The organism is Citrobacter sp. ANG330 (assembly GCF_047467925.1).
In the GTDB taxonomy this organism is placed as follows: domain Bacteria; phylum Pseudomonadota; class Gammaproteobacteria; order Enterobacterales; family Enterobacteriaceae; genus Citrobacter_A; species Citrobacter_A amalonaticus_G.
In genome coordinates this window covers 1-21,172 of record NZ_JASJUI010000014.1, presented here as the reverse complement: position 1 = coordinate 21,172, position 21,172 = coordinate 1, and the positions used below count along the sequence as shown (strand labels likewise).

Here is a 21,172-nt window from a genome sequence, read left to right as displayed (position 1 = left end):
CTTACAGTTCAGCGACAAGTTTATCCACGATGTCGCTGTTAGCAGCTTCATCCACGGAACGTTCGATGATCTTCTCGGCGCCAGCAACAGCCAGGATAGCAACTTGCTTACGCAGCTCTTCACGGGCACGTTTACGCTCGGCATCAATTTCCGCCTGCGCCTGGGCCACGATTTTAGTACGTTCCTGTTCTGCTTCCGTTTTGGCTTCGTCCAGGATCTGAGCGCGACGTTTGTTCGCCTGCTCGATGATTACCTGAGCTTCCGCCTTCGCTTTTTTCAGCTGGTCGGTCGCGCTGGCCTTTGCAAGGTCAAGATCCTTGTGTGCGCGTTCAGCAGAAGCAAGACCGTCAGCAATTTCTTTTTGACGCTTCTCGATGGCAGCCATTAACGGCGGCCATACATACTTCATGCAGAACAGAACAAACAGGACAAACGCGATGGCCTGGCCGAGGATTGTTGCGTTAAGATTCACAGCACAATGCCTCTATCTAGTTAACGTTCTGATATTGCTCTTAATTCAAGCAACGCTTACTACGCGACAGCGAACATCACGTACAGACCCAGACCTACAGCGATCATCGGGATAGCATCCACCAGACCCATAACGATAAAGAACTGAGTACGCAGCAGAGGAATCAGATCAGGTTGACGCGCTGCGCCTTCCAGGAATTTACCCCCGAGGATGCCGATACCGATCGCAGCACCGATTGCCGCCAGACCCATCATCACAGCGGCAGCCATGTACAGCAGATCCATATTCAGGTTTTCCATGACAGTCTCCAGTTTGTTTCAGTTAAAACGTAGTAGTGTTGGTAAATTAATGCTCTTCAGACGCCATCGACAGATAGACGATCGTCAGAACCATGAAGATGAAGGCTTGCAGCGTAATAATCAGGATGTGGAAAATGGCCCACGGCACATTCAGGATCCACTGTGACCACCACGGCAACAGACCAGCAATCAGAATGAAAATCAGCTCACCGGCATACATGTTGCCGAACAGTCGCAGACCGAGAGAAACCGGTTTAGACAGCAGACTTACCCCTTCAAGGATTAAGTTGACAGGGATGAACGCCCAGTGATTGAACGGCTGCAGCGTCAACTCTTTCGCGAAGCCACCGATGCCTTTCATTTTGATGCTGTAGAACAGAATGAGGATAAATACGCCGAGCGCCATGGACAGGGTAACGTTCACGTCAGCAGACGGAACCACGCGCAGTGCAGGCAGACCGAAGATATGCTCGCCGATGTACGGCAGCAAGTCGATTGGCAGTAAGTCCATCAGGTTCATCAGGAATACCCAGACGAAAATCGTCAGGGCCAGCGGTGCAATCAGCTTGCTTTTACCATGGTACATGTCTTTCACGCTACCATGCACAAAGCCGATTATCAGCTCAATCGCGGTCTGAAACTTGCCTGGTACGCCGCTGGTCGCCTTTTTGGCCACACTACGGAACAAAGCCAGGAACAACAGACCCAGAACCACCGAGAAAAACATGGAGTCAATATTGAGCGTCCAGAAGGTGGCTGGGGGGTTATGCGGATCCACCAGCGAGAATGTACGCAGGTCCAGCTGAAGGTTGTTCAGATGGTGTCCTATGTAATCCTGCGGCGTCATATTTTCAGAAGCCATGATGCCTTTTACCCTTTGTTGTTAATTACAGCCGGCGCCAGTATCTGAACCACCAGCACCAAAACCCACGTCACTATCAGCGGCAAAAATACCGCCTTGAAAACCGCCAGCGCCACCACCAGCAAAATCAGCATCGCTAACACCTTGAAGGCTTCGCCGAAGGCGAACGTCCATGCCACTCGGCCTTTAGCAGGTGTATGCGCCTGGTGACGCCAGGCAAATATCATAAACAACACGTTAGGCAGAAAGACTGCCATACCTCCGCATATTGCGGAAGTGCCCCAGAAGAGGTCTTTGAGGCTGAACAGCAATCCGCTTGCTACTACCGCCAGAAACTGAATGAACAGAAGCTTACGAGCAACGTTTCGACTCAAGAGCGACACAGACATCACGTTTTTAACTCCTGCTCACTTCGAGGTATGCCGCGTGTCGTATAAAACGTTCTTTAAGGCTTAGAGTCAAGCATCAAAAAGCGGTCAAATTATACGGTGCGCCCTCGTGATTTCAAACAATAAGTAGCTAAAAGGTGAATAAATGTTTAAATATTTTTCCCTGGCCCACATTTATGACTTTTAGCCAAACTGTGAACGATCATGCAAAACTGCAAATGGCGCGTAAACACTGGTGTTAAAGCGTGCTTCAGATCACATATTGAGCATATTCGCCCCGGCAGTATTTATTTACTTGGCAAATGATGCCTTTTCAACTTTCTGATATTTAAGCCTAAAATCACTCACTCTTTTAAAAACGACCGATTACATGTTAAAAACCAACCATTGACATTTTTAATAAAATTTCAACATTCAAGAGTGATTCTCTGCCTGGATTTTTAGCAGCCTGATATTTTCAGTGTTGACTAATTTTGTCTTTAACCAAAAAAGCCACGTTGCTCTGTTGATAAGAGACAGTAAACGTGACGTAAAGTGTAACGACTTATATCGGCAAAAATGACTCAGTGTTTTAACAAGAAAAATCCCTTTTTTTCTCTATTTTTTTTGATAAATATTAAATTTTGTTTGGCTTAATCACCACCAGATGGCGCTCACCTTCCAGATGCGGAACCTGCAGTTTAACAACAGATTCGACGCAAAATCCTGCAGGGAGAGATGCAATCTCGTCTTCCGGTAACTGACCTTTCAGCGCATAAAAGCAGCCCTTCTCGCCTGGCAGGTGGTGACACCAGCTCACCATGTCATTGAGTGAAGCGAACGCCCGGCTGATCACGCCATCAAATGGTGGCTCCGCGGGAAAATCTTCAACACGACTTTGCACAGGCGTGACGTTCTCCAGTTTCAGCTCATGCTGGACCTGACGCAGGAAACGCACGCGTTTACCCAGACTATCGAGCAGGGTGAAATGCGCTTGCGGACGCACAATGGACAACGGTATGCCCGGCAATCCCGGTCCGGTACCAACATCAATAAAACGCTCACCCTGCAAGTACGGCGCAACGATAATGCTGTCGAGAATGTGACGAACCAGCATCTCGTTGGGATCCCGCACAGAGGTCAGGTTGTACGCTTTGTTCCATTTGTGCAGCATCTCAACATACGCAATCAGCTGATTTTTCTGGTGATCGGTAAGCGAAATGCCGGCGTCTGCCAGCAGGCGAGAAAGTTTGTTGAGCACGGTGAATACCTGTTCTAAATAATTTTCCCGGTAAGCGAAGGGCTACCGGGCAACGTTCAACACATTATGCGCTGCGGCGCAGCATACCCTGTTTTTTCAGCCATACCAGCAGAATGGAGATGGCAGCAGGGGTAACGCCGGAGATACGCGATGCCTGACCGATCGAGACCGGTTTGTGATCGTTCAGCTTAGCAATCACTTCGTTCGACAGGCCGGATACCTGACGATAATCCAGCGTTGCAGGCAGCAGCGTGTTTTCATTGCGCTGCTGTTTTTCAATCTCATCCTGCTGACGCGCGATATAGCCTTCGTATTTCACCTGGATTTCAACCTGCTCAGCGGCCTGCACATCTTCCAGTGCGGGGGCAAACGGAGTCAGGGCCGTGAGCTGTGCATAGGTCATTTCCGGACGACGCAGCAGATCTTCACCACTGGCTTCACGAGACAGCGGCGCGGTAAGGTGAGCGTTCACTTCACCAGCCGATTCAGCGGTTGGGTTAACCCAGGTGGATTTCAGACGCTGGCGTTCACGTTCGATATTCTCCAGCTTCTCGTTGAAACGAGCCCAACGTTCATCATCCACCAGACCCAGTTCACGCCCCATTTCGGTCAGACGCAGATCGGCGTTATCTTCACGCAGCATCAGGCGGTATTCGGCGCGCGAGGTGAACATGCGGTAGGGTTCTTTGGTGCCCAGGGTGCAGAGGTCGTCGACCAGTACGCCGAGATAAGCCTGAGAACGCGTCGGCGCCCAGCCGTCTTTGTCGGCAGACAGACGCGCGGCGTTGAGCCCTGCAAGCAGCCCCTGCGCAGCAGCTTCTTCGTAACCCGTGGTGCCGTTAATTTGTCCGGCAAAAAACAGGCCCTGAATGAATTTGCTTTCCAGCGTCGGTTTCAGGTCACGCGGATCGAAAAAGTCATACTCAATGGCATAACCCGGACGGACAATTTTCGCATTCTCCATCCCTTCCATGGAGCGGACAATCTGCATCTGCACGTCGAAAGGCAGGCTGGTGGAGATCCCGTTCGGGTAAATTTCGTTAGAGGTTAGTCCTTCCGGCTCCAGGAAGATCTGGTGCTGATTACGATCGGCAAAACGCATCACTTTGTCTTCGATCGATGGGCAATAACGTGGACCGATCCCTTCGATCACACCAGCATACATCGGGCTACGATCGAGATTATTGCGGATCACATCATGCGTTTTCTCATTGGTGTGCGTGATATAGCACGGCACCTGCTGTGGGTGCTGGGCCGCATTGCCCATGAACGAGAAGACCGGCATAGGGTTGTCGCCATGCTGTTGCGCCAGCACGCTGAAATTGATCGTACGCGCATCGATACGCGGCGGCGTGCCGGTTTTAAGACGGCTTACGCGCAGCGGCAGTTCGCGCAGACGACGAGAGAGCGGAATGGACGGCGGATCGCCGGCACGGCCACCGCTGTAATTATCCAGACCAATATGAATTTTGCCGTCAAGGAATGTCCCGACAGTCAGTACCACGGCTTTGGCGCGGAATTTCAAACCCATCTGGGTCACGGCGCCAACGACACGATCGTTTTCAACGATCAGATCTTCAACCGCCTGCTGGAAGATCATCAGGTTTGGCTGGTTCTCCAGCGCAGTGCGTACTGCCTGACGATACAGCACCCGATCCGCCTGAGCTCGGGTGGCGCGAACGGCTGGTCCTTTGCTCGCGTTTAGTATCCTAAACTGAATACCCGCCTGGTCGATCGCTTTCGCCATCAGCCCACCGAGCGCATCCACTTCTTTTACCAGGTGTCCCTTCCCAATACCGCCGATCGCCGGGTTGCAGCTCATCTGCCCCAGGGTGTCGATATTGTGTGTCAAAAGCAGGGTTTGTTGACCCATACGCGCTGCGGCCATCGCGGCCTCAGTGCCTGCATGACCCCCGCCAATGATGATGACGTCAAAAGGATCCGGATAAAACATGGTAATTGCCTCGCATAACGCGGTGTGAAAATGGAGTGAAGCCCGGGCGGTGGATTCTACTCAACTTTAGCCGCTGGAGAAAGACCCCGGGATCCTGGGTATTAAAAAGAAGATCTTTTTATTTAGAGATCTGTTCTATTGTGATCTCTTATTAGGATCGACATAGCCTGTGGATAAGCCGGATCCGGGCATTAAGATCAATACGTTGGTAAGGATCATTAGCTGTGAATGATCGGTGATCCTGGTCCGTATAAGCTGGGAGCAGAATGAAGGGTTATACACAACTCAAAAACTGAACAACGGTTGTTCTTTGGATAACTACCGGTTAATCCAAGCTTCCTGACAGAGTTATCCACACTCGATCGCACGATCTTTACACTTATTTGAGTAAATTAATCCAGGATCCCAGCCAGGCTTCTGCCGGATCTTCCGGAATATCGTGTTCAAGGATGTTGATCTTCAGCGTTTCGCCAATTTGTTTGGCCCCTGATTCCTTTAGTTCCACGTCGATCTTCTCGATAGCGCCGCAGAAGGTGTCATATTCGCGACTGCCGATACCGATCGCGCCAAAACGAACCTGCGACAGATCCGGTTTTTGCGACTGCAGAGCTTCATATAAAGGAACAAGGTTATCCGGAATGTCTCCCGCGCCGTGCGTGGAGCTAATAACCAGCCAGATCCCGGAGGCAGAAAGATCTTCTAATAGCGGACCGTGCAGGGTTTCGGTTGAAAAACCGGCATCTTCCAGCTTTTCTGCCAGGTGTTCTGCAACATATTCAGCGCCGCCAAGGGTGCTTCCGCTAATGAGAGTTATGTCAGCCATACGAGCCCATCCAATAAAAGAAGGGCTATTGTACGCTGTGAGTGAGCTGGGATCTACCTGTGGAAAAATGTGGGATTAAAAAAGACGATCACGGCTTGATAGTCCGCATGATCGGGTTCTGCAGGACGATCAACGTCTCAGTGGACTGAATTTCATCAATTGTTTGGATCTTGTTGATAAGTACATGCTGGAGTGCGTCGATCGACCGACACATAACCTTAATAAAGATGCTGTAGTGACCGGTGGTGTAGTACGCCTCGGTCACTTCATCAAGGCTTTCCAGTCTGGCCAGTGCAGAAGGATAGTCCTTAGCGCTTTTGAGGATGATGCCAATAAAGCAACCGACGTCATAACCAAGCTGTTTTGGGCTGACATCTATCCGTGCGCCGGTGATGATCCCCGCCTGCTTCATTTTCTCAACGCGAACGTGAATGGTCCCCGGACTGACGCCAAACTGTTTTGCCAGTTCGGCGTAGGCGGTACGGGCATTTTCCATTAAGGCATCCAGAATGCCACGGTCCAGATTGTCGATCTGATAATTTTCCATCGCTTTTTCTTATGTGTATTAATGATTCTCTCTATTTTAGCGGGTAATTTTAACGAAACAAAATCGAATCAGGCTTTTTGTTTGTTGATTATTGAATATTGCCCTCGTTCTGTTGCTTAATCATAGGCAACAGGACGCAGGAGTAAAAAAATGAAAACCGCTTACATTGCCAAACAACGCCAAATTAGCTTCGTGAAATCTCACTTCTCTCGTCAACTGGAGGAGCGTCTGGGTCTGATTGAAGTCCAGGCACCAATCCTCAGCCGTGTAGGGGATGGCACGCAGGATAACTTGTCGGGTTGTGAAAAAGCGGTGCAGGTGAAAGTGAAAGCGCTGCCAGATGCCCAGTTCGAAGTGGTTCATTCGCTGGCGAAGTGGAAGCGTCAAACACTGGGACAACACGACTTTAGCGCCGGCGAAGGGCTCTACACGCACATGAAAGCCCTGCGCCCGGATGAAGATCGTCTCTCCCCGCTCCACTCGGTCTATGTCGATCAGTGGGACTGGGAACGCGTGATGGGCGACGGTGAGCGTCAGTTCTCCACTCTGAAAAGCACGGTAGAGGCTATCTGGGCGGGAATTAAAGCGACCGAAGCGGCGGTAAGCGAAGAATTTGGTCTGGCACCGTTCCTGCCAGAGCAGATCCACTTCGTTCACAGCCAGGAATTACTGAGCCGTTATCCGGGTCTTGATGCAAAAGGTCGTGAGCGGGCAATCGCCAAAGAGTTAGGCGCGGTCTTCCTGGTGGGGATCGGCGGCAAGCTCAGCGACGGTCATCGCCATGACGTTCGTGCGCCGGACTATGATGACTGGAGCTCCGCATCCGATCTGGGATATGCCGGTCTGAACGGCGATATTCTGGTCTGGAACCCGGTGCTGGAAGATGCGTTTGAACTCTCTTCCATGGGGATTCGTGTTGATGCTGACGCGCTGAAACATCAACTTAAGCTTACCGGTGATGAAGATCGCCTGAGCCTGGAATGGCACCAGGCGCTGTTGCGCGGTGAAATGCCGCAGACCATCGGCGGCGGCATTGGTCAGTCGCGCTTAACCATGCTGCTGCTGCAACTGCCGCACATTGGTCAGGTTCAGTGCGGCGTATGGCCTGCGCAGGTTCGTGAAAGCGTCGCCTCTCTGCTGTAATCTTATCGCCGCCAGCGTCTGAGCAGGCGGCTTCGCATCCCGGTATCAAAGCGCCAGATATGATCGAAAATGCGCATGATGCCGGGTTTGCCATGTGCTGACATCGCAACTGCATGAAAGCGATGTTGATGAACACGCTGCAGCTCTCCAACTTTACTCACCACTTCGTCAGGCAAACGCTGGGCGATAAAATCTGAAATCACCACCGCATCGGCATCAAACCACTCCCGTCCCTGCATACGTTCAATAATGGCGCGAAAACAGCTGGCGATATCCGTACCGCCGCGAAAGCGTTGGCTAAGAAAGCGGATAGCCTGCTCAATACCTTGTGGGCCGGAAAGCTCATAGCGCACCACTTCCGTGGAAAACAGCATAATGAAGCAGCGACGGTTATCGGCAAGGGCAATGCGCATCAGGGCGAGGCAAAAAGCCTTCGCGCACTGTTCATTAAAGCCGCCCATTGAGCCGGAGGTGTCAACGCACACAATGAACGGCCCGCGCGGCTGTTCATCGAAATCCTGATGAGACACCGGTCGTTCAGTGACCTTCTCGCGCCAGGCTTCACCGTGCAGACGATAAGTGAGCAGTTGTTTTTCCACCAGCCGCCGGTAGAACTCATATTCCAGTTCTGTTATGCCAAGCGTGGCCAGTTCCGGCGGCAACAGACGCAAAATATCGTCACTTTGCTGAATTCCATCAACCTGCTCAGGAACCGTGGCGGGCTCGCGCACCAGCGTGCGGAAGGTCTCCATCGGCGCCTCTTTTCGCGGAACGGATTTGGCTTCTCTGGAGCGCCCCAGTTGCTCTGCCAGTCGCATCAACTCCGGCTGTTCGCTCAGAAAATCACCATACTTCACGATCAACTGATAATCACCGCGTCTGAGCTGGCCTGCGCTCATATCCCACAGGCGGCCTGCAGCGGTTTCGTTTTCTGCCAGAACCGGATCCAGTTGACCGCTCAGGGTCATTCGTTCCTGAACTTCGCTAAGCAACTGCTCACGCTCCTCTTCAAGCAGCTGCTGATTAAGCGTGGTGGCCTGCACCACCAGGCTTAAACGCCAGCGCTGCAAAAAGAGTGTATGCAGAGCGGGGGTGAATACCGTGTTGCTGTCCACCAGTTGCTGTGCCTGCCCGGCATACGGCGAGTGCAGTCGGTGCAATAAAGTCAGTATTTGTGGGAGCTGGACGATGAACTGCGCGGTGGAGAGAAGTTGGCTTTGCTGGTAGCACATGACCTCTTCCGTTAACTCTGGCGGTACGCGTGCATCTTTTAGCCGACGACGAAGCGCTTCGCGCCAGCGCGGTAGATCGTCCGTGATTGCCGCTTTCAGACGGGGAAATTTTTCAAAAAAGATCGCCAACTGCGGCGAGGCCAGCAGCGCGAGGATCATCTCTTCGATCATCCCCTCTTCACTGACGGCTAACATGACATTGAGTGTATCCAGTGTCAGCATTGTTGCGCCTGACGGATCTGCTCACCGACATCCTGAAGGCTGGCCTCGATACGACCTAACCAGTCGCTATGAATAAACAGGCACTTTTGCTGTTCGCTAAAGCGGGTATGCTGCTGGTGCCAGTCGTTTTCCAGCGCCTCCAGCTGTTGCTTGATTTCGCCGGGCATAGCTTCTTCCGACGAACCAGGAAGCGCCAGTCGTGTGCCCTGTAGACTGACATCACGCACAACCAGATGCTGGGCGCTGTCGACTTCCATATTCAGCGTCTGGGCAAAACCGATCCCGTTGAGTTTGCCGCGGATCTCGCCGCCTTTCGCCAGCCATTGCTCAAGCGCGCTGCGATCAAAAGCGATGTGGATCACTTCCATATCGTGCAATTTCAATGGTTTTTGCAGGAGTAGCGTCAGAGTTGTCGCGGTGATCTCGGCGGGCAAATCGTAATGCGGACGACGGCTGAACATGCCACCCTGACGCTGGACGGTAAACGCGGTTTTATCGCTTTGTTGTTGCTGCAACTGAATGCGTCGCTGAACAATGTCGCCGAGGCGCGTCAGCATGGTTTGCTGTTGCCAGGCGTGTCCGGTCATCAATATTTCGAGCTGCTGTTGCATCAGGTTCAGGCTCTGAGCGTCATACCACAGACAATCCTTCAACAGAATGAGATCGATAGGGGCAACGGCGTCACGCCCGCTAAAGAAGGCGCTGGCCTGTAACAGGCGAATCGCTTTTTTCCAGCGACGGTCTGAGACGTAAGGCGCATTCGGCAGATTATCCAGTTGCTGGCGCAGCGTAAAAATCAGTTCAAAAACATGATCGGGCAGCGTAATCGCGCCAATGTCTTTCTGCCAGCGGTAATACTCTTCATCGCTCACCTGTAGTGAGGCGGGTACCGGGTTTTCGCTTTCGTCCTGTTGACTTACCAACAGGGAGCGAAAGTTGGCTTTATCCTGCACTTTGTCCAGCCACAGACGGATCAGCATACGGTCGTACAACGCTTCCAGACTGCTGTCTGCTTCCGGCAATTCGTTGGAGGCGGCCACCAGCAGGCGCATGGGGATTTTTTCTTCATGCGCGCCGTTGCGAAAGTGACGTTCGTTAATGGCAGTCAGCAGGGTATTAAGGATTGCCGGACCCGCTTTCCAGATTTCATCGAGAAAGACGATTTCCGCTTCGGGAAGGTAACCGGCGGTTAAGCGTTCGTAACGACCTTCATCTTTGAGCGCCTGAATAGAGAGCGGGCCAAAAACCTCTTCCGGCGTGGAGAAGCGCGTCATCAGATATTCAAACGCGCGCGCATTCTGGAAGGCATATTTCAGCCGGCGGGCAATCAGGCTTTTGGCGATCCCTGGAGGTCCAAGTAAGAAAACGCTTTCGCCGCTGAGAGCGGCCAGCAGGCAAAGCCGAATAGCGTGACTGCGCTCATAGAGACCTTTTTCCAGCGCGCTGCTCAGGCGGGAAATTCTTTCCGCTAATAAATGTGGGTGAGCCATAATAGAGTGGCGTCCTTTCATCAAATGTACTGCGTTAACAGCGAGTATAGACGGTTCGACTCAGAGGCTGAACTTGTCTGAGAGGCTGTTTATTTTTCTTTGAGCCAGATTAACCCTGGACTCATTTAGGGGTACGATTTTGCTTTGAATCGTGCATACTGTGCGCTTTTGTGGGCCAAGGGACTACGCACACATTTCTTTGAATATGAAAAACTAGTCTATGAGCACTGATAATAAGCAATCATTGTCTGCGATAACCCTCGCAGCCATTGGGGTTGTCTACGGTGATATTGGTACCAGCCCACTTTATACACTTCGTGAATGTTTGTCCGGTCAGTTTGGTTTTGGCGTGGAACGCGATGCCGTATTTGGCTTCCTGTCGCTGATTTTCTGGCTACTCATCTTTGTTGTTTCCATTAAGTATCTGACCTTCGTCATGCGTGCTGATAACGCCGGTGAAGGGGGGATCCTGACGCTGATGTCGCTGGCGGGGCGTAATACCTCCGCGCGAACAACTTCTATACTGGTCATTATGGGGTTAATTGGCGGCAGCTTCTTTTATGGTGAGGTGGTGATCACCCCGGCTATCTCGGTGATGTCGGCCATTGAAGGTCTGGAGATCGTTGCGCCGCAACTGGATACCTGGATTGTCCCGCTGTCGATAATCGTTCTGACGCTGCTGTTTATGATTCAGAAGCATGGTACCGGGATGGTGGGGAAGTTATTTGCGCCTATCATGCTGGCCTGGTTTTTGATTCTGGCCGTACTTGGCCTGCGCAGCATTATTGCCAACCCCGAAGTGCTGCAGGCGTTGAACCCGATGTGGGCGGTGCATTTCTTCCTTGAATATAAAACCGTCTCCTTTATTGCGCTTGGCGCGGTGGTACTGTCGATTACCGGTGTCGAAGCGCTGTATGCCGATATGGGGCACTTTGGTAAGTTCCCTATTCGCCTGGCATGGTTCACCGTGGTACTGCCTTCGCTGGTACTCAACTACTTTGGTCAGGGCGCGCTGCTGTTAAAACATCCGGAAGCGATTAAAAACCCGTTCTTCTTGTTGGCGCCGGACTGGGCTTTGATTCCGCTACTGATCATTGCGGCGCTGGCGACGGTGATCGCCTCTCAGGCGGTGATTTCAGGCGTCTTCTCGCTGACGCGTCAGGCGGTTCGCCTGGGATATCTGTCGCCCATGCGTATCATTCATACCTCTGAAATGGAGTCCGGGCAGATCTACATTCCGTTCGTCAACTGGATGCTCTATATCGCGGTGGTGATTGTTATCGTCAGCTTCGAACACTCCAGTAACCTGGCGGCGGCGTACGGGATTGCTGTGACCGGTACGATGGTGCTGACCTCTATTCTCTCGACTACCGTGGCGCGTAAAAACTGGCACTGGAACAAATACTTCGTGGCGCTGATTCTCGTCGCGTTCTTGTGTATTGATATTCCCCTTTTCTCGGCAAACCTCGACAAACTGTTGTCCGGTGGTTGGTTACCGTTATCGCTGGGTCTGGTGATGTTTACCATCATGACCACCTGGAAGAGCGAACGTTTCCGCCTGCTGCGTCGTATGCATGAGCACGGTAATTCTCTGGAAGCGATGATCGCCTCGCTGGAAAAATCTCCGCCGGTACGCGTGCCGGGCACGGCGGTGTACATGTCTCGTGCGTTGAATGTGATCCCTTTTGCTCTGATGCACAACCTCAAGCACAATAAGGTATTGCATGAGCGAGTGATCCTGCTGACGTTGCGAACTGAAGATGCGCCGTACGTGCATAATGTCCGTCGTGTGCAGATAGAACAGCTGTCGCCAACCTTCTGGCGCGTCGTCGCCAGCTACGGCTGGCGTGAAACGCCGAATGTAGAAGAGGTTTTCCATCGCTGCGGTCTGGAAGGATTGAGCTGTCGGATGATGGAAACGTCATTCTTTATGTCGCATGAGTCGTTAATCGTCGGTAAACGACCCTGGTATTTGCGTCTGCGCGGCAAACTGTATCTTCTTTTACAACGTAACGCGTTGCGAGCACCCGACCAGTTTGAGATCCCGCCTAATCGCGTGATTGAACTGGGGACACAGGTCGAAATCTAATCCCTCCTGAAAACGCCGGGTGGCGCTTCGCTTACCCGGCTTACCAAACACCTCGCCAACCCGCAATAATTGTCTCTCCATTTCACTTAGCGAAACGTTTCGACGACGATCACAAATCTGTTACGTCGTGATGGTTTTCTGCTCATGTCTCAGACTAAACTGAAGATCAGCGAAACGTTTCGCTAGTGGAGCAAAAAATGAAGAAAGGCACTGTACTCAATTCTGAGATTTCATCGGTGATCTCCCGTCTGGGGCATACCGATACGCTGGTGGTGTGTGATGCAGGTTTACCCATCCCGAACAGTACAACGCGTATCGATATGGCATTAACCCAGGGTGTACCTTCTTTTATGCAGGTACTGGATGTGGTGACCCGTGAAATGCAGGTTGAATCGGCCATTCTCGCGACGGAAATTAAACAACATAATCCGCAACTCCACGAAACGTTGCTCAGCCACATTGAGCAACTGCAACAACACCAGGGAAATACCATAGAAATTCGTTACACCACGCATGAACAATTCAAAAAACAAACCGCAGACAGTCAGGCGGTAATTCGCAGCGGGGAGTGTTCCCCGTATGCGAATATCATTCTCTGTGCTGGCGTCACGTTCTGAGGCCATCATGGACGCATTACTGCAACTCAAAGGGATCGATAAAGCGTTCCCGGGCGTGAAAGCGCTATCCGGCGCCGCACTCAATGTTTATCCCGGCCGCGTGATGGCGCTGGTGGGGGAAAACGGTGCCGGCAAATCCACCATGATGAAAGTGCTGACCGGTATCTATACCCGCGATGCCGGTTCGCTGTTGTGGCTGGGTAAAGAAACGACCTTTACCGGCCCTAAATCCTCCCAGGAAGCCGGTATTGGCATCATCCATCAGGAACTTAACCTGATCCCGCAGCTCACCATTGCGGAAAATATTTTCCTCGGTCGCGAATTTGTTAACCGCTTTGGCAAAATTGACTGGAAGAAAATGTATGCCGAAGCGGATCTCCTGTTAGATAAACTCAATCTGCGCTTTAAGAGCGACCGCATGGTCGGTGAATTGTCGATCGGCGATCAGCAGATGGTCGAAATTGCCAAGGTGCTGAGCTTTGAGTCGAAAGTCATCATTATGGATGAGCCAACGGATGCGCTCACCGATACCGAAACCGAATCCCTGTTCCGCGTGATCCGCGAACTGAAGTCGCAGGGGCGCGGTATTGTCTATATTTCTCACCGAATGAAAGAGATCTTCGAGATTTGCGATGACGTGACCGTTTTCCGTGATGGGCAGTTTATTGCCGAACGTGAAGTGGCCTCGCTGACCGAAGATTCGCTGATTGAAATGATGGTGGGCCGTAAGCTCGAAGAGCAGTATCCACGCCTGGATAAAGCGCCTGGCGACATCCGCCTGAAGGTCGATAACCTGTGCGGACCCGGTGTGAACGATGTCTCTTTTACTCTGCGTAAAGGTGAAATCTTAGGGATCTCGGGCCTGATGGGAGCCGGACGTACCGAACTGATGAAGGTTCTGTATGGCGCGCTGCCGCGCACCAGTGGTTATGTCACGCTCGACGGGCATGAAGTGATCACCCGTTCTCCGCAGGACGGACTGGCGAACGGTATCGTTTATATTTCTGAAGACCGTAAGCGCGACGGTTTAGTGCTTGGCATGTCAGTGAAAGAGAATATGTCGCTGACCGCGCTGCGCTATTTCAGCCGCAGCGGCGGCAGTCTGAAGCATAAGGATGAGCAGCAGGCGGTAAGCGATTTTATCCGCCTGTTCAACGTGAAAACGCCGTCAATGGAACAGGCTATCGGTCTGCTTTCCGGTGGCAACCAGCAGAAAGTGGCGATTGCCCGTGGGCTGATGACCCGTCCGAAGGTGCTGATCCTCGATGAGCCGACCCGCGGCGTGGACGTGGGGGCCAAGAAAGAAATTTATCAGTTAATCAACCAGTTTAAGGCCGACGGCCTGAGCATCATTCTGGTCTCCTCTGAGATGCCAGAAGTATTAGGCATGAGCGATCGCATTATCGTCATGCATGAAGGGCATCTCGGCGGTGAATTCACTCGCGAGCAGGCCACCCAGGAAGTTCTGATGGCTGCCGCTGTGGGCAAGCTTAATCGCGTGAATCAGGAGTAAAAAAGATGACTACCCAGGCTGTTTCTGGTCGCCGTTATTTCACCAAAGCGTGGCTGATGGAGCAGAAGTCGCTCATCGCCCTGCTGGTGCTGATCGCGATTGTCTCGACATTGAGCCCTAACTTTTTTACCGTCAATAACCTGTTCAACATTCTGCAGCAGACGTCTGTAAACGCCATTATGGCGGTGGGGATGACGCTGGTTATTCTGACATCGGGTATCGATCTGTCCGTCGGTTCTCTGCTGGCGCTCACTGGCGCGGTGGCGGCTTCAATTGTAGGGATTGAAGTTAACGCGCTGGTGGCCGTTGCCGCAGCCCTCGCATTAGGTGCCGCAGTTGGCGCAGTCACTGGCGTGATTGTGGCGAAAGGCCGCGTGCAGGCGTTTATCGCCACGCTGGTGATGATGCTGCTGCTGCGCGGCGTGACGATGGTGTACACCAACGGGAGCCCGGTCAACACGGGCTTTACCGAAAACGCCGATCTGTTTGGCTGGTTTGGTATTGGTCGCCCGTTGGGCGTACCGACGCCGGTCTGGATCATGGGGATTGTTTTCCTGGCGGCGTGGTACATGTTGCACCATACGCGTCTGGGCCGTTATATCTATGCGCTGGGCGGTAACGAAGCGGCAACGCGTCTGTCCGGTATCAGCGTCAGTAAAATCAAGATTATCGTCTATTCACTGTGTGGGCTGTTGGCATCGCTGGCGGGCATCATTGAAGTGGCGCGCCTCTCCTCTGCCCAGCCGACGGCCGGTACGGGTTATGAGCTGGATGCCATCGCAGCCGTTGTGCTGGGTGGGACCAGTCTGGCGGGCGGCAAAGGACGGATTGTTGGGACCTTGATCGGCGCATTAATTCTGGGTTTCCTCAATAATGGTTTGAATTTGTTAGGTGTTTCCTCCTATTACCAGATGATCGTCAAAGCGGTGGTGATTTTGCTGGCGGTACTGGTAGACAACAAAAAGCAGTAACAACGACTACAGGACATCTTAAATATGAACATGAAAAAACTGGCTACCCTGGTCTCTGCTGTTGCGCTAAGCGCCACCGTGAGCGCGAACGCAATGGCGAAAGATACCATTGCGCTGGTGGTCTCCACCCTTAACAACCCGTTCTTCGTCTCGCTGAAAGACGGGGCGCAGAAAGAGGCGGATAAGCTGGGTTATAACCTGGTGGTACTGGATTCCCAGAACAACCCGGCAAAAGAGCTGGCGAACGTTCAGGATTTAACCGTACGTGGCACCAAAATTCTGCTGATCAACCCGACGGATTCCGACGCGGTGGGTAACGCCGTGAAGATGGCTAACCAGGCGAAAATCCCGGTGATCACTCTTGACCGTCAGGCAACCAAAGGTGACGTCGTCAGCCATATCGCCTCTGATAACGTTCTCGGCGGGAAAATCGCCGGCGATTACATCGCGAAAAAAGCGGGTGAAGGTGCAAAAGTTATTGAACTGCAGGGCATTGCCGGGACTTCTGCGGCGCGTGAGCGTGGCGAAGGTTTTCAACAGGCCGTTGCGGCTCACAAATTTAATGTTCTGGCCAGCCAACCGGCAGACTTCGACCGTACTAAAGGTCTGAACGTGATGCAGAACCTGCTGACTGCGCATCCGGACGTGCAGGCTGTCTTTGCACAGAACGATGAAATGGCACTGGGTGCGCTGCGTGCTCTGCAGACCGCAGGTAAATCTGATGTGATGGTAGTCGGATTTGACGGTACGCCTGATGGCGAAAAAGCGGTAAATGATGGCAAACTGGCTGCGACTATCGCTCAGTTACCAGACCAGATTGGCGCAAAAGGCGTTGAGACGGCGGATAAGGTGCTGAAAGGCGAGAAAGTTCAGGCCAAATATCCAGTTGACCTGAAGCTGGTCATCAAGCAGTAACTGGCGATTCAGGCGACTGCGTGTCGCCTGAGGGACTAAATATAAAGAAAAGTGTGGCATACGCCACCGGGTAATACCGGTGGCGCTCTCAGATGGACACCCCAATCATGAAAACCGCAGGCAGTCTTGTCGTTCTAGGCAGCATTAATGCCGACCATATCCTGAACCTTGAAACATTCCCTACGCCAGGCGAAACCGTCACCGGAAATCACTATCAGGTGGCATTTGGCGGAAAGGGGGCGAATCAGGCGGTGGCCGCGGGTCGCAGTGGGGCGAATATTGCGTTTATTGCCTGTACGGGCGATGACAATATCGGAAGTAACATTCGTAAACAGCTTGCCAGTGACAACATTGATATTGCTCCAGTCAGCGTTATCAGTGGTGATTCCACTGGCGTAGCGCTGATCTTCGTGAATGGCGAAGGTGAAAACGTTATTGGTATCCATGCTGGCGCTAATGCGGCGCTCTCTCCTGCAATCGTTGAGGCGCAGCGCGAGCGTATTGCTCAGGCTTCCGCCTTGTTGATGCAACTGGAGTCGCCGATTGAAAGCGTACTGGCGGCGGCAAAAATCGCTAAGCAAAACAACACCATTGTGGCGCTGAATCCGGCTCCGGCGCGCGAGTTATCCGACGAACTGCTGGCGCGGGTAGATATCATCACCCCCAACGAAACCGAAGCAGAGAAGCTGACCGGGATCCGCGTTGAAAATGATGAAGATGCCGCGAAAGCTGCGCAGGCGCTGCATGCGAAAGGCATTGGCACTGTTTTGATTACGCTTGGAAGCCGGGGCGTCTGGGCCAGCGTAAATGGCGAAGGTCAGCGGATCCCGGGTTTTAAAGTGGAAGCGGTTGATACTATCGCAGCGGGGGATACCTTCAACGGCGCGCTGATCACCGCTCTGCTGGAAGAAAAATCGTTGTCTGACGCAATCCGCTTTGCGCATGCCGCTGCGGCGATTGCGGTGACCCGTAAAGGAGCACAGCCTTCCGTGCCGTGGCGTGAAGAAATTGAGGCGTTTTTAGGTCAGCAGAGGTAACGCTTGGCTACCATGAAGGATGTTGCCCGCCTGGCGGGCGTTTCCACCTCGACCGTCTCGCACGTCATCAATAAGGATCGTTTTGTCAGTGAAGCGATAACTGAAAAAGTCGATGCGGCGATCAAGTCATTAAATTATGCCCCTTCTGCGCTGGCGCGCAGCCTGAAGCTGAATCAGACGCGGACCATCGGCATGCTGATTACAGCGAGTACCAACCCCTTTTATTCCGAACTGGTGCGCGGCGTTGAGCGCAGCTGTTTTGAACGTGGTTACAGCCTGGTGTTATGCAATACCGAAGGCGATGAACAGCGGATGAACCGTAATCTGGAAACCCTGATGCAAAAGCGGGTGGATGGTTTGCTTCTGCTTTGTACCGAAACGCATCAGCCATCACGTGAGATCATGCAGCGCTATCCTTCTATCCCCACTGTTATGATGGACTGGTCGCCTTTTGATGGCGAAGGGGATAGCGATCTTATTCAGGATAACTCGTTGCTTGGCGGCGACCTGGCTACACAGCATTTGATTGATAAAGGCTTTACCCGTATCGCCTGTATTACCGGTCCGCTGGATAAAACCCCGGCGCGGTTGCGTCTGGAAGGGTATCGCGCTGCGATGAAGCGTGCCGGGCTGGATATCCCGGACGGTTACGAAATTACCGGTGATTTCGAATTCGGCGGTGGGTTTGAGGCCATGCAAAAACTGCTTTCGCATCAACATCGGCCCCACGCTGTGTTTACCGGCAATGATGCCATGGCCGTCGGCGCCTATCAGGCGTTGTACCAGGCGGGGTTGCGCATCCCGCAGGACATGGCGGTGATCGGCTATGATGATATCGAACTGGCGCGCTACATGACGCCGCCGCTTACCACGATTCATCAGCCGAAAGATGAACTGGGCGAGCTGGCCATTGATGTGCTGATTCATCGTATGGCGCAACCCACTCTGCAGCAACAGCGTCTGCAGCTTACTCCTGTTTTGATGGCGCGGGGTTCTGTGTAGTCTTGTGTCGCTCCTTGATCAGGTTGCGGCCATCTTTGGCTTTCAGCAACATGAACATCAGGGCTGACACGATTGTAATCGCACCCATCGTTATAAAGGTGTAGTGGAACTGTTCGACCGTATTGGTTCCCTCCATCCCTTCATAAATTCGCAACACCGCTGCGCTTATCGCCACTCCTAAACTGATGGACAGTTGCTGCGTAACGGCCAGAACGCTGTTGCCACTGCTGGCGTTGTCATCGGTCAGATCGGCCAGCGTAATGGTATTCATCGCGGTAAATTGCGTCGACATCGCCATCCCCAGAACGAACAGCGGCAGAATCAGCATCCAGACGGGCATGGCGGGCGATTGCAGAGAAAACTGCGCAATCATCAGTCCGATAAAGACCGTAATGCCCACCAGGGTGGTTCGATAACCCAGACGGCGCAGCACCTGTGTCACCATCGACTTCGCCAGTATCGAACCCAGTGCGGTAGGGGCCATCATGCAGCCCGCAATCAGTGCCGGAAAGCCAAATCCCACCTGTAGCATCAATGGCATCAGGAACGGCACGCATCCTGTTCCCAGACGGGTTGCCAGGTTGCCGGAAATGCCGACAGAGAAAGTGCGGGTCTTAAACAATGACAATGAAATCAGCGGAGTAGGGTGGCGCCGCGCATGACGAATATATGCCAGCAATAACACAATGCTCAGCAGGATAATGGTCAGTGCTATCCAGGTCGCGACAATTTTCTCGCCAAATAACTCCATCCCGCTGGAAAAGAGCACCAGGCTCAGGCCGAAAAGAAAGAAGCCAGTCATATCAAATTGGCGCCGTGGCGTGGTGAAGTTCGGCATATATTTGCGTGCATACAGAATGCCGGCGACGCCTATCGGAATATTGATCAGGAAAATCCAGTGCCAGGTGGCCCAGGTAACCAGAACGCCGCCCAGAACCGGGCCTAAAATGGGGCCGACCAGACCCGGCATGGTAACAAAGTTCAGTACCGGCAGCAGTTCACTGCGCGGGTAAGCTCTGAGTAACGCCAGACGGGCAACGGGCATCATCATTGCGCCGCCAATTCCCTGTATAACACGAAAGATAACCAACTGAGGCAGCGTACTGGAAAGCGCACAGGCGAGTGAACCGAGTGTAAACAGGCTCACAGCGATCATGAATACGCGTCGGGTACCAAAGCGATCGGCCAGCCATCCACTCACCGGAATCAGCATAGCGACCGTCAGGGTATAGCTGATAATGGCAGACTGCATGGCCAGAGGGGAGCGGTTAAGGCTCTGGGCGATGGCGGGTAAAGCGGTATTAAGAATGGTAGCGTCCAGTGCTTGCATGAAAAAGGCCATTGCGGCAATCCACGGCAATCCGGCCATACTGCGTGATTTTTTTCTGGTCATGCACAATCCTGGTGATTTTCTGGACGCTCATTCGGGGCTGTCAGTAGCGCCTGACAGGCCTTAAACGCACCTTCGCCGTCGCTTTGTGCAATCGCGTCGACAATTGCCTGATGCAAATCCAGCTTCACAACGGTGTTATAAGTGATTGAATTAAAATAGGTGTGGTAGACGGAATGAAATAGCGAGGCAAAAGAGGTTAAGAACGGGTTCGCGCTCATTTCATAAATGTGTTCATGCCAGGCCATATCCACTTCAATCCAGCGCTCGCGCTTAAAGTTCTTTTTCAGCGCCACCATCTCTTCCATTAATGTATTCAGATGCGCTTTTTGCTCCGCCGTGCCGATTGTTGCCGCCAACGAACACGCCTGAGGCTCCAGACTGATACGCATCACCAGAAAGTGTTCAATAATCTGCTGAAAATTCTTTTCAGTCATCCACCAGGTGAGTAACTCCTGATCGAGGAAGTTCCAGTTTGCCTGTGGCATCACTCGGGTGCCAATGCGAGGGCGCGGCAATACCATCCCTTTGGCGGTTAATGTTTTTACCGCTTCCCGAACGGCGGTCCGACTCACACCAAACTGTTCTCCAAGCTCAATTTCGCCAGGAAGAATGGCGCCAGGGGCATATTCGCCTTTGAGGATCTGCTGCGCCAGCTTCTCAGCCAGGACATAGGAAAGGTTTTTCTGTGCAGCCAACTGTTGTGCGCTTAAAGGCATTACGCTTTGTCCTTTATCTTTCTCTTACTCATTAGTATGCCACCAGGAAGTGTGATTACGGTTGCAAAAACAGCAAAACGCTTATTTTATGGCATGTTAATACCGCTATTGGTGAAAAAAGGAACATTCGGTAAATTATTTTAAATTTCCCCTTGTCAGCCCGAAATAACTCCCTATAATGCGCCTCCACTGACACGGAACAACGGCACACAAGCCGCCGGGTCAGCGGGATTCAGCGATGAATAC

20 protein-coding genes are annotated in these 21,172 nt (G+C 52.5%); 8 read left to right on the top strand and 12 right to left on the bottom strand.

Annotated elements, in window-relative coordinates:
* Position 1 precedes the first annotated feature (1 nt).
* The 8 genes from atpF to asnC all read right to left on the bottom strand — a co-directional run bounded on the left by atpF (position 2) and on the right by asnC (position 6,586).
* A complete protein-coding gene (gene atpF / locus QNN88_RS21285) occupies positions 2 to 472 on the bottom strand; it encodes a F0F1 ATP synthase subunit B (RefSeq protein ID WP_003827022.1) in 471 nt (156 codons plus the stop codon).
* Between the two features lie 59 nt (positions 473 to 531).
* On the bottom strand, positions 532 to 771 hold the full coding sequence (atpE, locus tag QNN88_RS21280) for a F0F1 ATP synthase subunit C (protein ID WP_000429386.1): 240 nt from the start codon (positions 769 to 771) through the stop codon (positions 532 to 534).
* 46 nt (positions 772 to 817) lie between these two features.
* Positions 818 to 1,633 carry a F0F1 ATP synthase subunit A gene (gene atpB / locus QNN88_RS21275; RefSeq protein ID WP_042998755.1) on the bottom strand — a complete coding sequence of 272 codons (816 nt, stop codon included), beginning with the start codon at positions 1,631 to 1,633 and terminating at the stop codon, positions 818 to 820.
* Positions 1,634 to 1,641: 8 nt separating this feature from the next.
* Positions 1,642 to 2,022 carry a F0F1 ATP synthase subunit I gene (gene atpI, locus QNN88_RS21270; protein ID WP_042323565.1) on the bottom strand — a complete coding sequence of 127 codons (381 nt, stop codon included), beginning with the start codon at positions 2,020 to 2,022 and terminating at the stop codon, positions 1,642 to 1,644.
* 616 nt (positions 2,023 to 2,638) lie between these two features.
* Positions 2,639 to 3,262 (bottom strand): 16S rRNA (guanine(527)-N(7))-methyltransferase RsmG, encoded by a 624-nt coding sequence (rsmG, locus tag QNN88_RS21265; RefSeq protein ID WP_414241942.1) that lies wholly within the window; start codon positions 3,260 to 3,262, stop codon positions 2,639 to 2,641.
* A 64-nt stretch (positions 3,263 to 3,326) separates the two neighbouring features.
* A complete protein-coding gene (gene mnmG, locus QNN88_RS21260) occupies positions 3,327 to 5,216 on the bottom strand; it encodes a tRNA uridine-5-carboxymethylaminomethyl(34) synthesis enzyme MnmG (RefSeq protein WP_414241941.1) in 1,890 nt (629 codons plus the stop codon).
* A gap of 379 nt (positions 5,217 to 5,595) precedes the next feature.
* The gene (mioC, locus tag QNN88_RS21255; RefSeq protein ID WP_414241940.1) at positions 5,596 to 6,039 is read right to left on the bottom strand and encodes an FMN-binding protein MioC; all 444 of its coding nucleotides are present in this window, start codon (positions 6,037 to 6,039) and stop codon (positions 5,596 to 5,598) included.
* Positions 6,040 to 6,127: 88 nt separating this feature from the next.
* Positions 6,128 to 6,586: a transcriptional regulator AsnC gene (asnC, locus tag QNN88_RS21250; protein WP_042323573.1), complete on the bottom strand. Its 459-nt coding sequence runs from the start codon at positions 6,584 to 6,586 to the stop codon at positions 6,128 to 6,130.
* A 150-nt stretch (positions 6,587 to 6,736) separates the two neighbouring features.
* On the opposite strand from asnC, the gene asnA reads away from it, so the two are divergent.
* Positions 6,737 to 7,729, top strand: a complete 993-nt coding sequence (asnA, locus tag QNN88_RS21245) for an aspartate--ammonia ligase (RefSeq protein WP_414241939.1) — start codon at positions 6,737 to 6,739, stop codon at positions 7,727 to 7,729.
* Positions 7,730 to 7,731: 2 nt separating this feature from the next.
* Here the strand turns inward: asnA and viaA are convergent, their stop codons facing one another.
* Both viaA and ravA read right to left on the bottom strand, forming a co-directional pair.
* Positions 7,732 to 9,183, bottom strand: coding sequence for an ATPase RavA stimulator ViaA (gene viaA, locus QNN88_RS21240; protein WP_414241938.1), 1,452 nt, complete (start codon positions 9,181 to 9,183; stop codon positions 7,732 to 7,734).
* Positions 9,177 to 10,673 carry an ATPase RavA gene (gene ravA / locus QNN88_RS21235; RefSeq protein WP_414241937.1) on the bottom strand — a complete coding sequence of 499 codons (1,497 nt, stop codon included), beginning with the start codon at positions 10,671 to 10,673 and terminating at the stop codon, positions 9,177 to 9,179. The genes viaA and ravA overlap by 7 nt, the downstream gene beginning before the upstream one ends.
* 220 nt (positions 10,674 to 10,893) lie before the next feature.
* On the opposite strand from ravA, the gene kup reads away from it, so the two are divergent.
* The 7 genes from kup to rbsR all read left to right on the top strand — a co-directional run bounded on the left by kup (position 10,894) and on the right by rbsR (position 18,817).
* On the top strand, positions 10,894 to 12,762 hold the full coding sequence (gene kup / locus QNN88_RS21230; protein ID WP_414241936.1) for a low affinity potassium transporter Kup: 1,869 nt from the start codon (positions 10,894 to 10,896) through the stop codon (positions 12,760 to 12,762).
* A 197-nt stretch (positions 12,763 to 12,959) separates the two neighbouring features.
* Positions 12,960 to 13,379: a D-ribose pyranase gene (rbsD, locus tag QNN88_RS21225; RefSeq protein ID WP_061075803.1), complete on the top strand. Its 420-nt coding sequence runs from the start codon at positions 12,960 to 12,962 to the stop codon at positions 13,377 to 13,379.
* 7 nt (positions 13,380 to 13,386) lie between these two features.
* Positions 13,387 to 14,892: a ribose ABC transporter ATP-binding protein RbsA gene (gene rbsA / locus QNN88_RS21220; protein ID WP_414241994.1), complete on the top strand. Its 1,506-nt coding sequence runs from the start codon at positions 13,387 to 13,389 to the stop codon at positions 14,890 to 14,892.
* Between the two features lie 5 nt (positions 14,893 to 14,897).
* Entirely contained in the window at positions 14,898 to 15,863 is a 966-nt protein-coding gene (rbsC, locus tag QNN88_RS21215; RefSeq protein ID WP_414241935.1) for a ribose ABC transporter permease, read from the top strand.
* A 24-nt stretch (positions 15,864 to 15,887) separates the two neighbouring features.
* Positions 15,888 to 16,778, top strand: coding sequence for a ribose ABC transporter substrate-binding protein RbsB (gene rbsB / locus QNN88_RS21210; protein ID WP_042287369.1), 891 nt, complete (start codon positions 15,888 to 15,890; stop codon positions 16,776 to 16,778).
* 107 nt (positions 16,779 to 16,885) lie between these two features.
* The gene (gene rbsK, locus QNN88_RS21205; protein WP_414241993.1) at positions 16,886 to 17,815 is read left to right on the top strand and encodes a ribokinase; all 930 of its coding nucleotides are present in this window, start codon (positions 16,886 to 16,888) and stop codon (positions 17,813 to 17,815) included.
* 3 nt (positions 17,816 to 17,818) lie between these two features.
* Positions 17,819 to 18,817, top strand: a complete 999-nt coding sequence (gene rbsR, locus QNN88_RS21200; RefSeq protein WP_414241934.1) for a ribose operon transcriptional repressor RbsR — start codon at positions 17,819 to 17,821, stop codon at positions 18,815 to 18,817.
* On the opposite strand, the gene mdtD is transcribed toward rbsR, so the two are convergent.
* Together mdtD and QNN88_RS21190 are read right to left on the bottom strand one after the other, a co-directional pair.
* On the bottom strand, positions 18,783 to 20,210 hold the full coding sequence (gene mdtD / locus QNN88_RS21195; protein WP_414241933.1) for a multidrug transporter subunit MdtD: 1,428 nt from the start codon (positions 20,208 to 20,210) through the stop codon (positions 18,783 to 18,785). The genes rbsR and mdtD overlap by 35 nt on opposite strands.
* The gene (locus QNN88_RS21190) at positions 20,207 to 20,926 is read right to left on the bottom strand and encodes a FadR/GntR family transcriptional regulator (protein ID WP_414241932.1); all 720 of its coding nucleotides are present in this window, start codon (positions 20,924 to 20,926) and stop codon (positions 20,207 to 20,209) included. Before QNN88_RS21190 ends, mdtD begins: the two co-directional genes overlap by 4 nt.
* Between the last annotated feature and the right edge of the window lie 246 nt (positions 20,927 to 21,172).

Coding starts and splice junctions, on each gene's coding strand:
- atpE (WP_000429386.1), bottom strand. CDS start 771: ATGGAAAACCTGAATATGGATCTGCTGTACATGGCTGCCGCTGTGATG.
- atpB (WP_042998755.1), bottom strand. CDS start 1,633: ATGGCTTCTGAAAATATGACGCCGCAGGATTACATAGGACACCATCTG.
- atpI (WP_042323565.1), bottom strand. CDS start 2,022: ATGTCTGTGTCGCTCTTGAGTCGAAACGTTGCTCGTAAGCTTCTGTTC.
- mnmG (WP_414241941.1), bottom strand. CDS start 5,216: ATGTTTTATCCGGATCCTTTTGACGTCATCATCATTGGCGGGGGTCAT.
- mioC (WP_414241940.1), bottom strand. CDS start 6,039: ATGGCTGACATAACTCTCATTAGCGGAAGCACCCTTGGCGGCGCTGAA.
- asnC (WP_042323573.1), bottom strand. CDS start 6,586: ATGGAAAATTATCAGATCGACAATCTGGACCGTGGCATTCTGGATGCC.
- asnA (WP_414241939.1), top strand. CDS start 6,737: ATGAAAACCGCTTACATTGCCAAACAACGCCAAATTAGCTTCGTGAAA.
- viaA (WP_414241938.1), bottom strand. CDS start 9,183: ATGCTGACACTGGATACACTCAATGTCATGTTAGCCGTCAGTGAAGAG.
- ravA (WP_414241937.1), bottom strand. CDS start 10,673: ATGGCTCACCCACATTTATTAGCGGAAAGAATTTCCCGCCTGAGCAGC.
- kup (WP_414241936.1), top strand. CDS start 10,894: ATGAGCACTGATAATAAGCAATCATTGTCTGCGATAACCCTCGCAGCC.
- rbsD (WP_061075803.1), top strand. CDS start 12,960: ATGAAGAAAGGCACTGTACTCAATTCTGAGATTTCATCGGTGATCTCC.
- rbsA (WP_414241994.1), top strand. CDS start 13,387: ATGGACGCATTACTGCAACTCAAAGGGATCGATAAAGCGTTCCCGGGC.
- rbsC (WP_414241935.1), top strand. CDS start 14,898: ATGACTACCCAGGCTGTTTCTGGTCGCCGTTATTTCACCAAAGCGTGG.
- rbsB (WP_042287369.1), top strand. CDS start 15,888: ATGAACATGAAAAAACTGGCTACCCTGGTCTCTGCTGTTGCGCTAAGC.
- rbsK (WP_414241993.1), top strand. CDS start 16,886: ATGAAAACCGCAGGCAGTCTTGTCGTTCTAGGCAGCATTAATGCCGAC.
- mdtD (WP_414241933.1), bottom strand. CDS start 20,210: ATGACCAGAAAAAAATCACGCAGTATGGCCGGATTGCCGTGGATTGCC.
- QNN88_RS21190 (WP_414241932.1), bottom strand. CDS start 20,926: ATGCCTTTAAGCGCACAACAGTTGGCTGCACAGAAAAACCTTTCCTAT.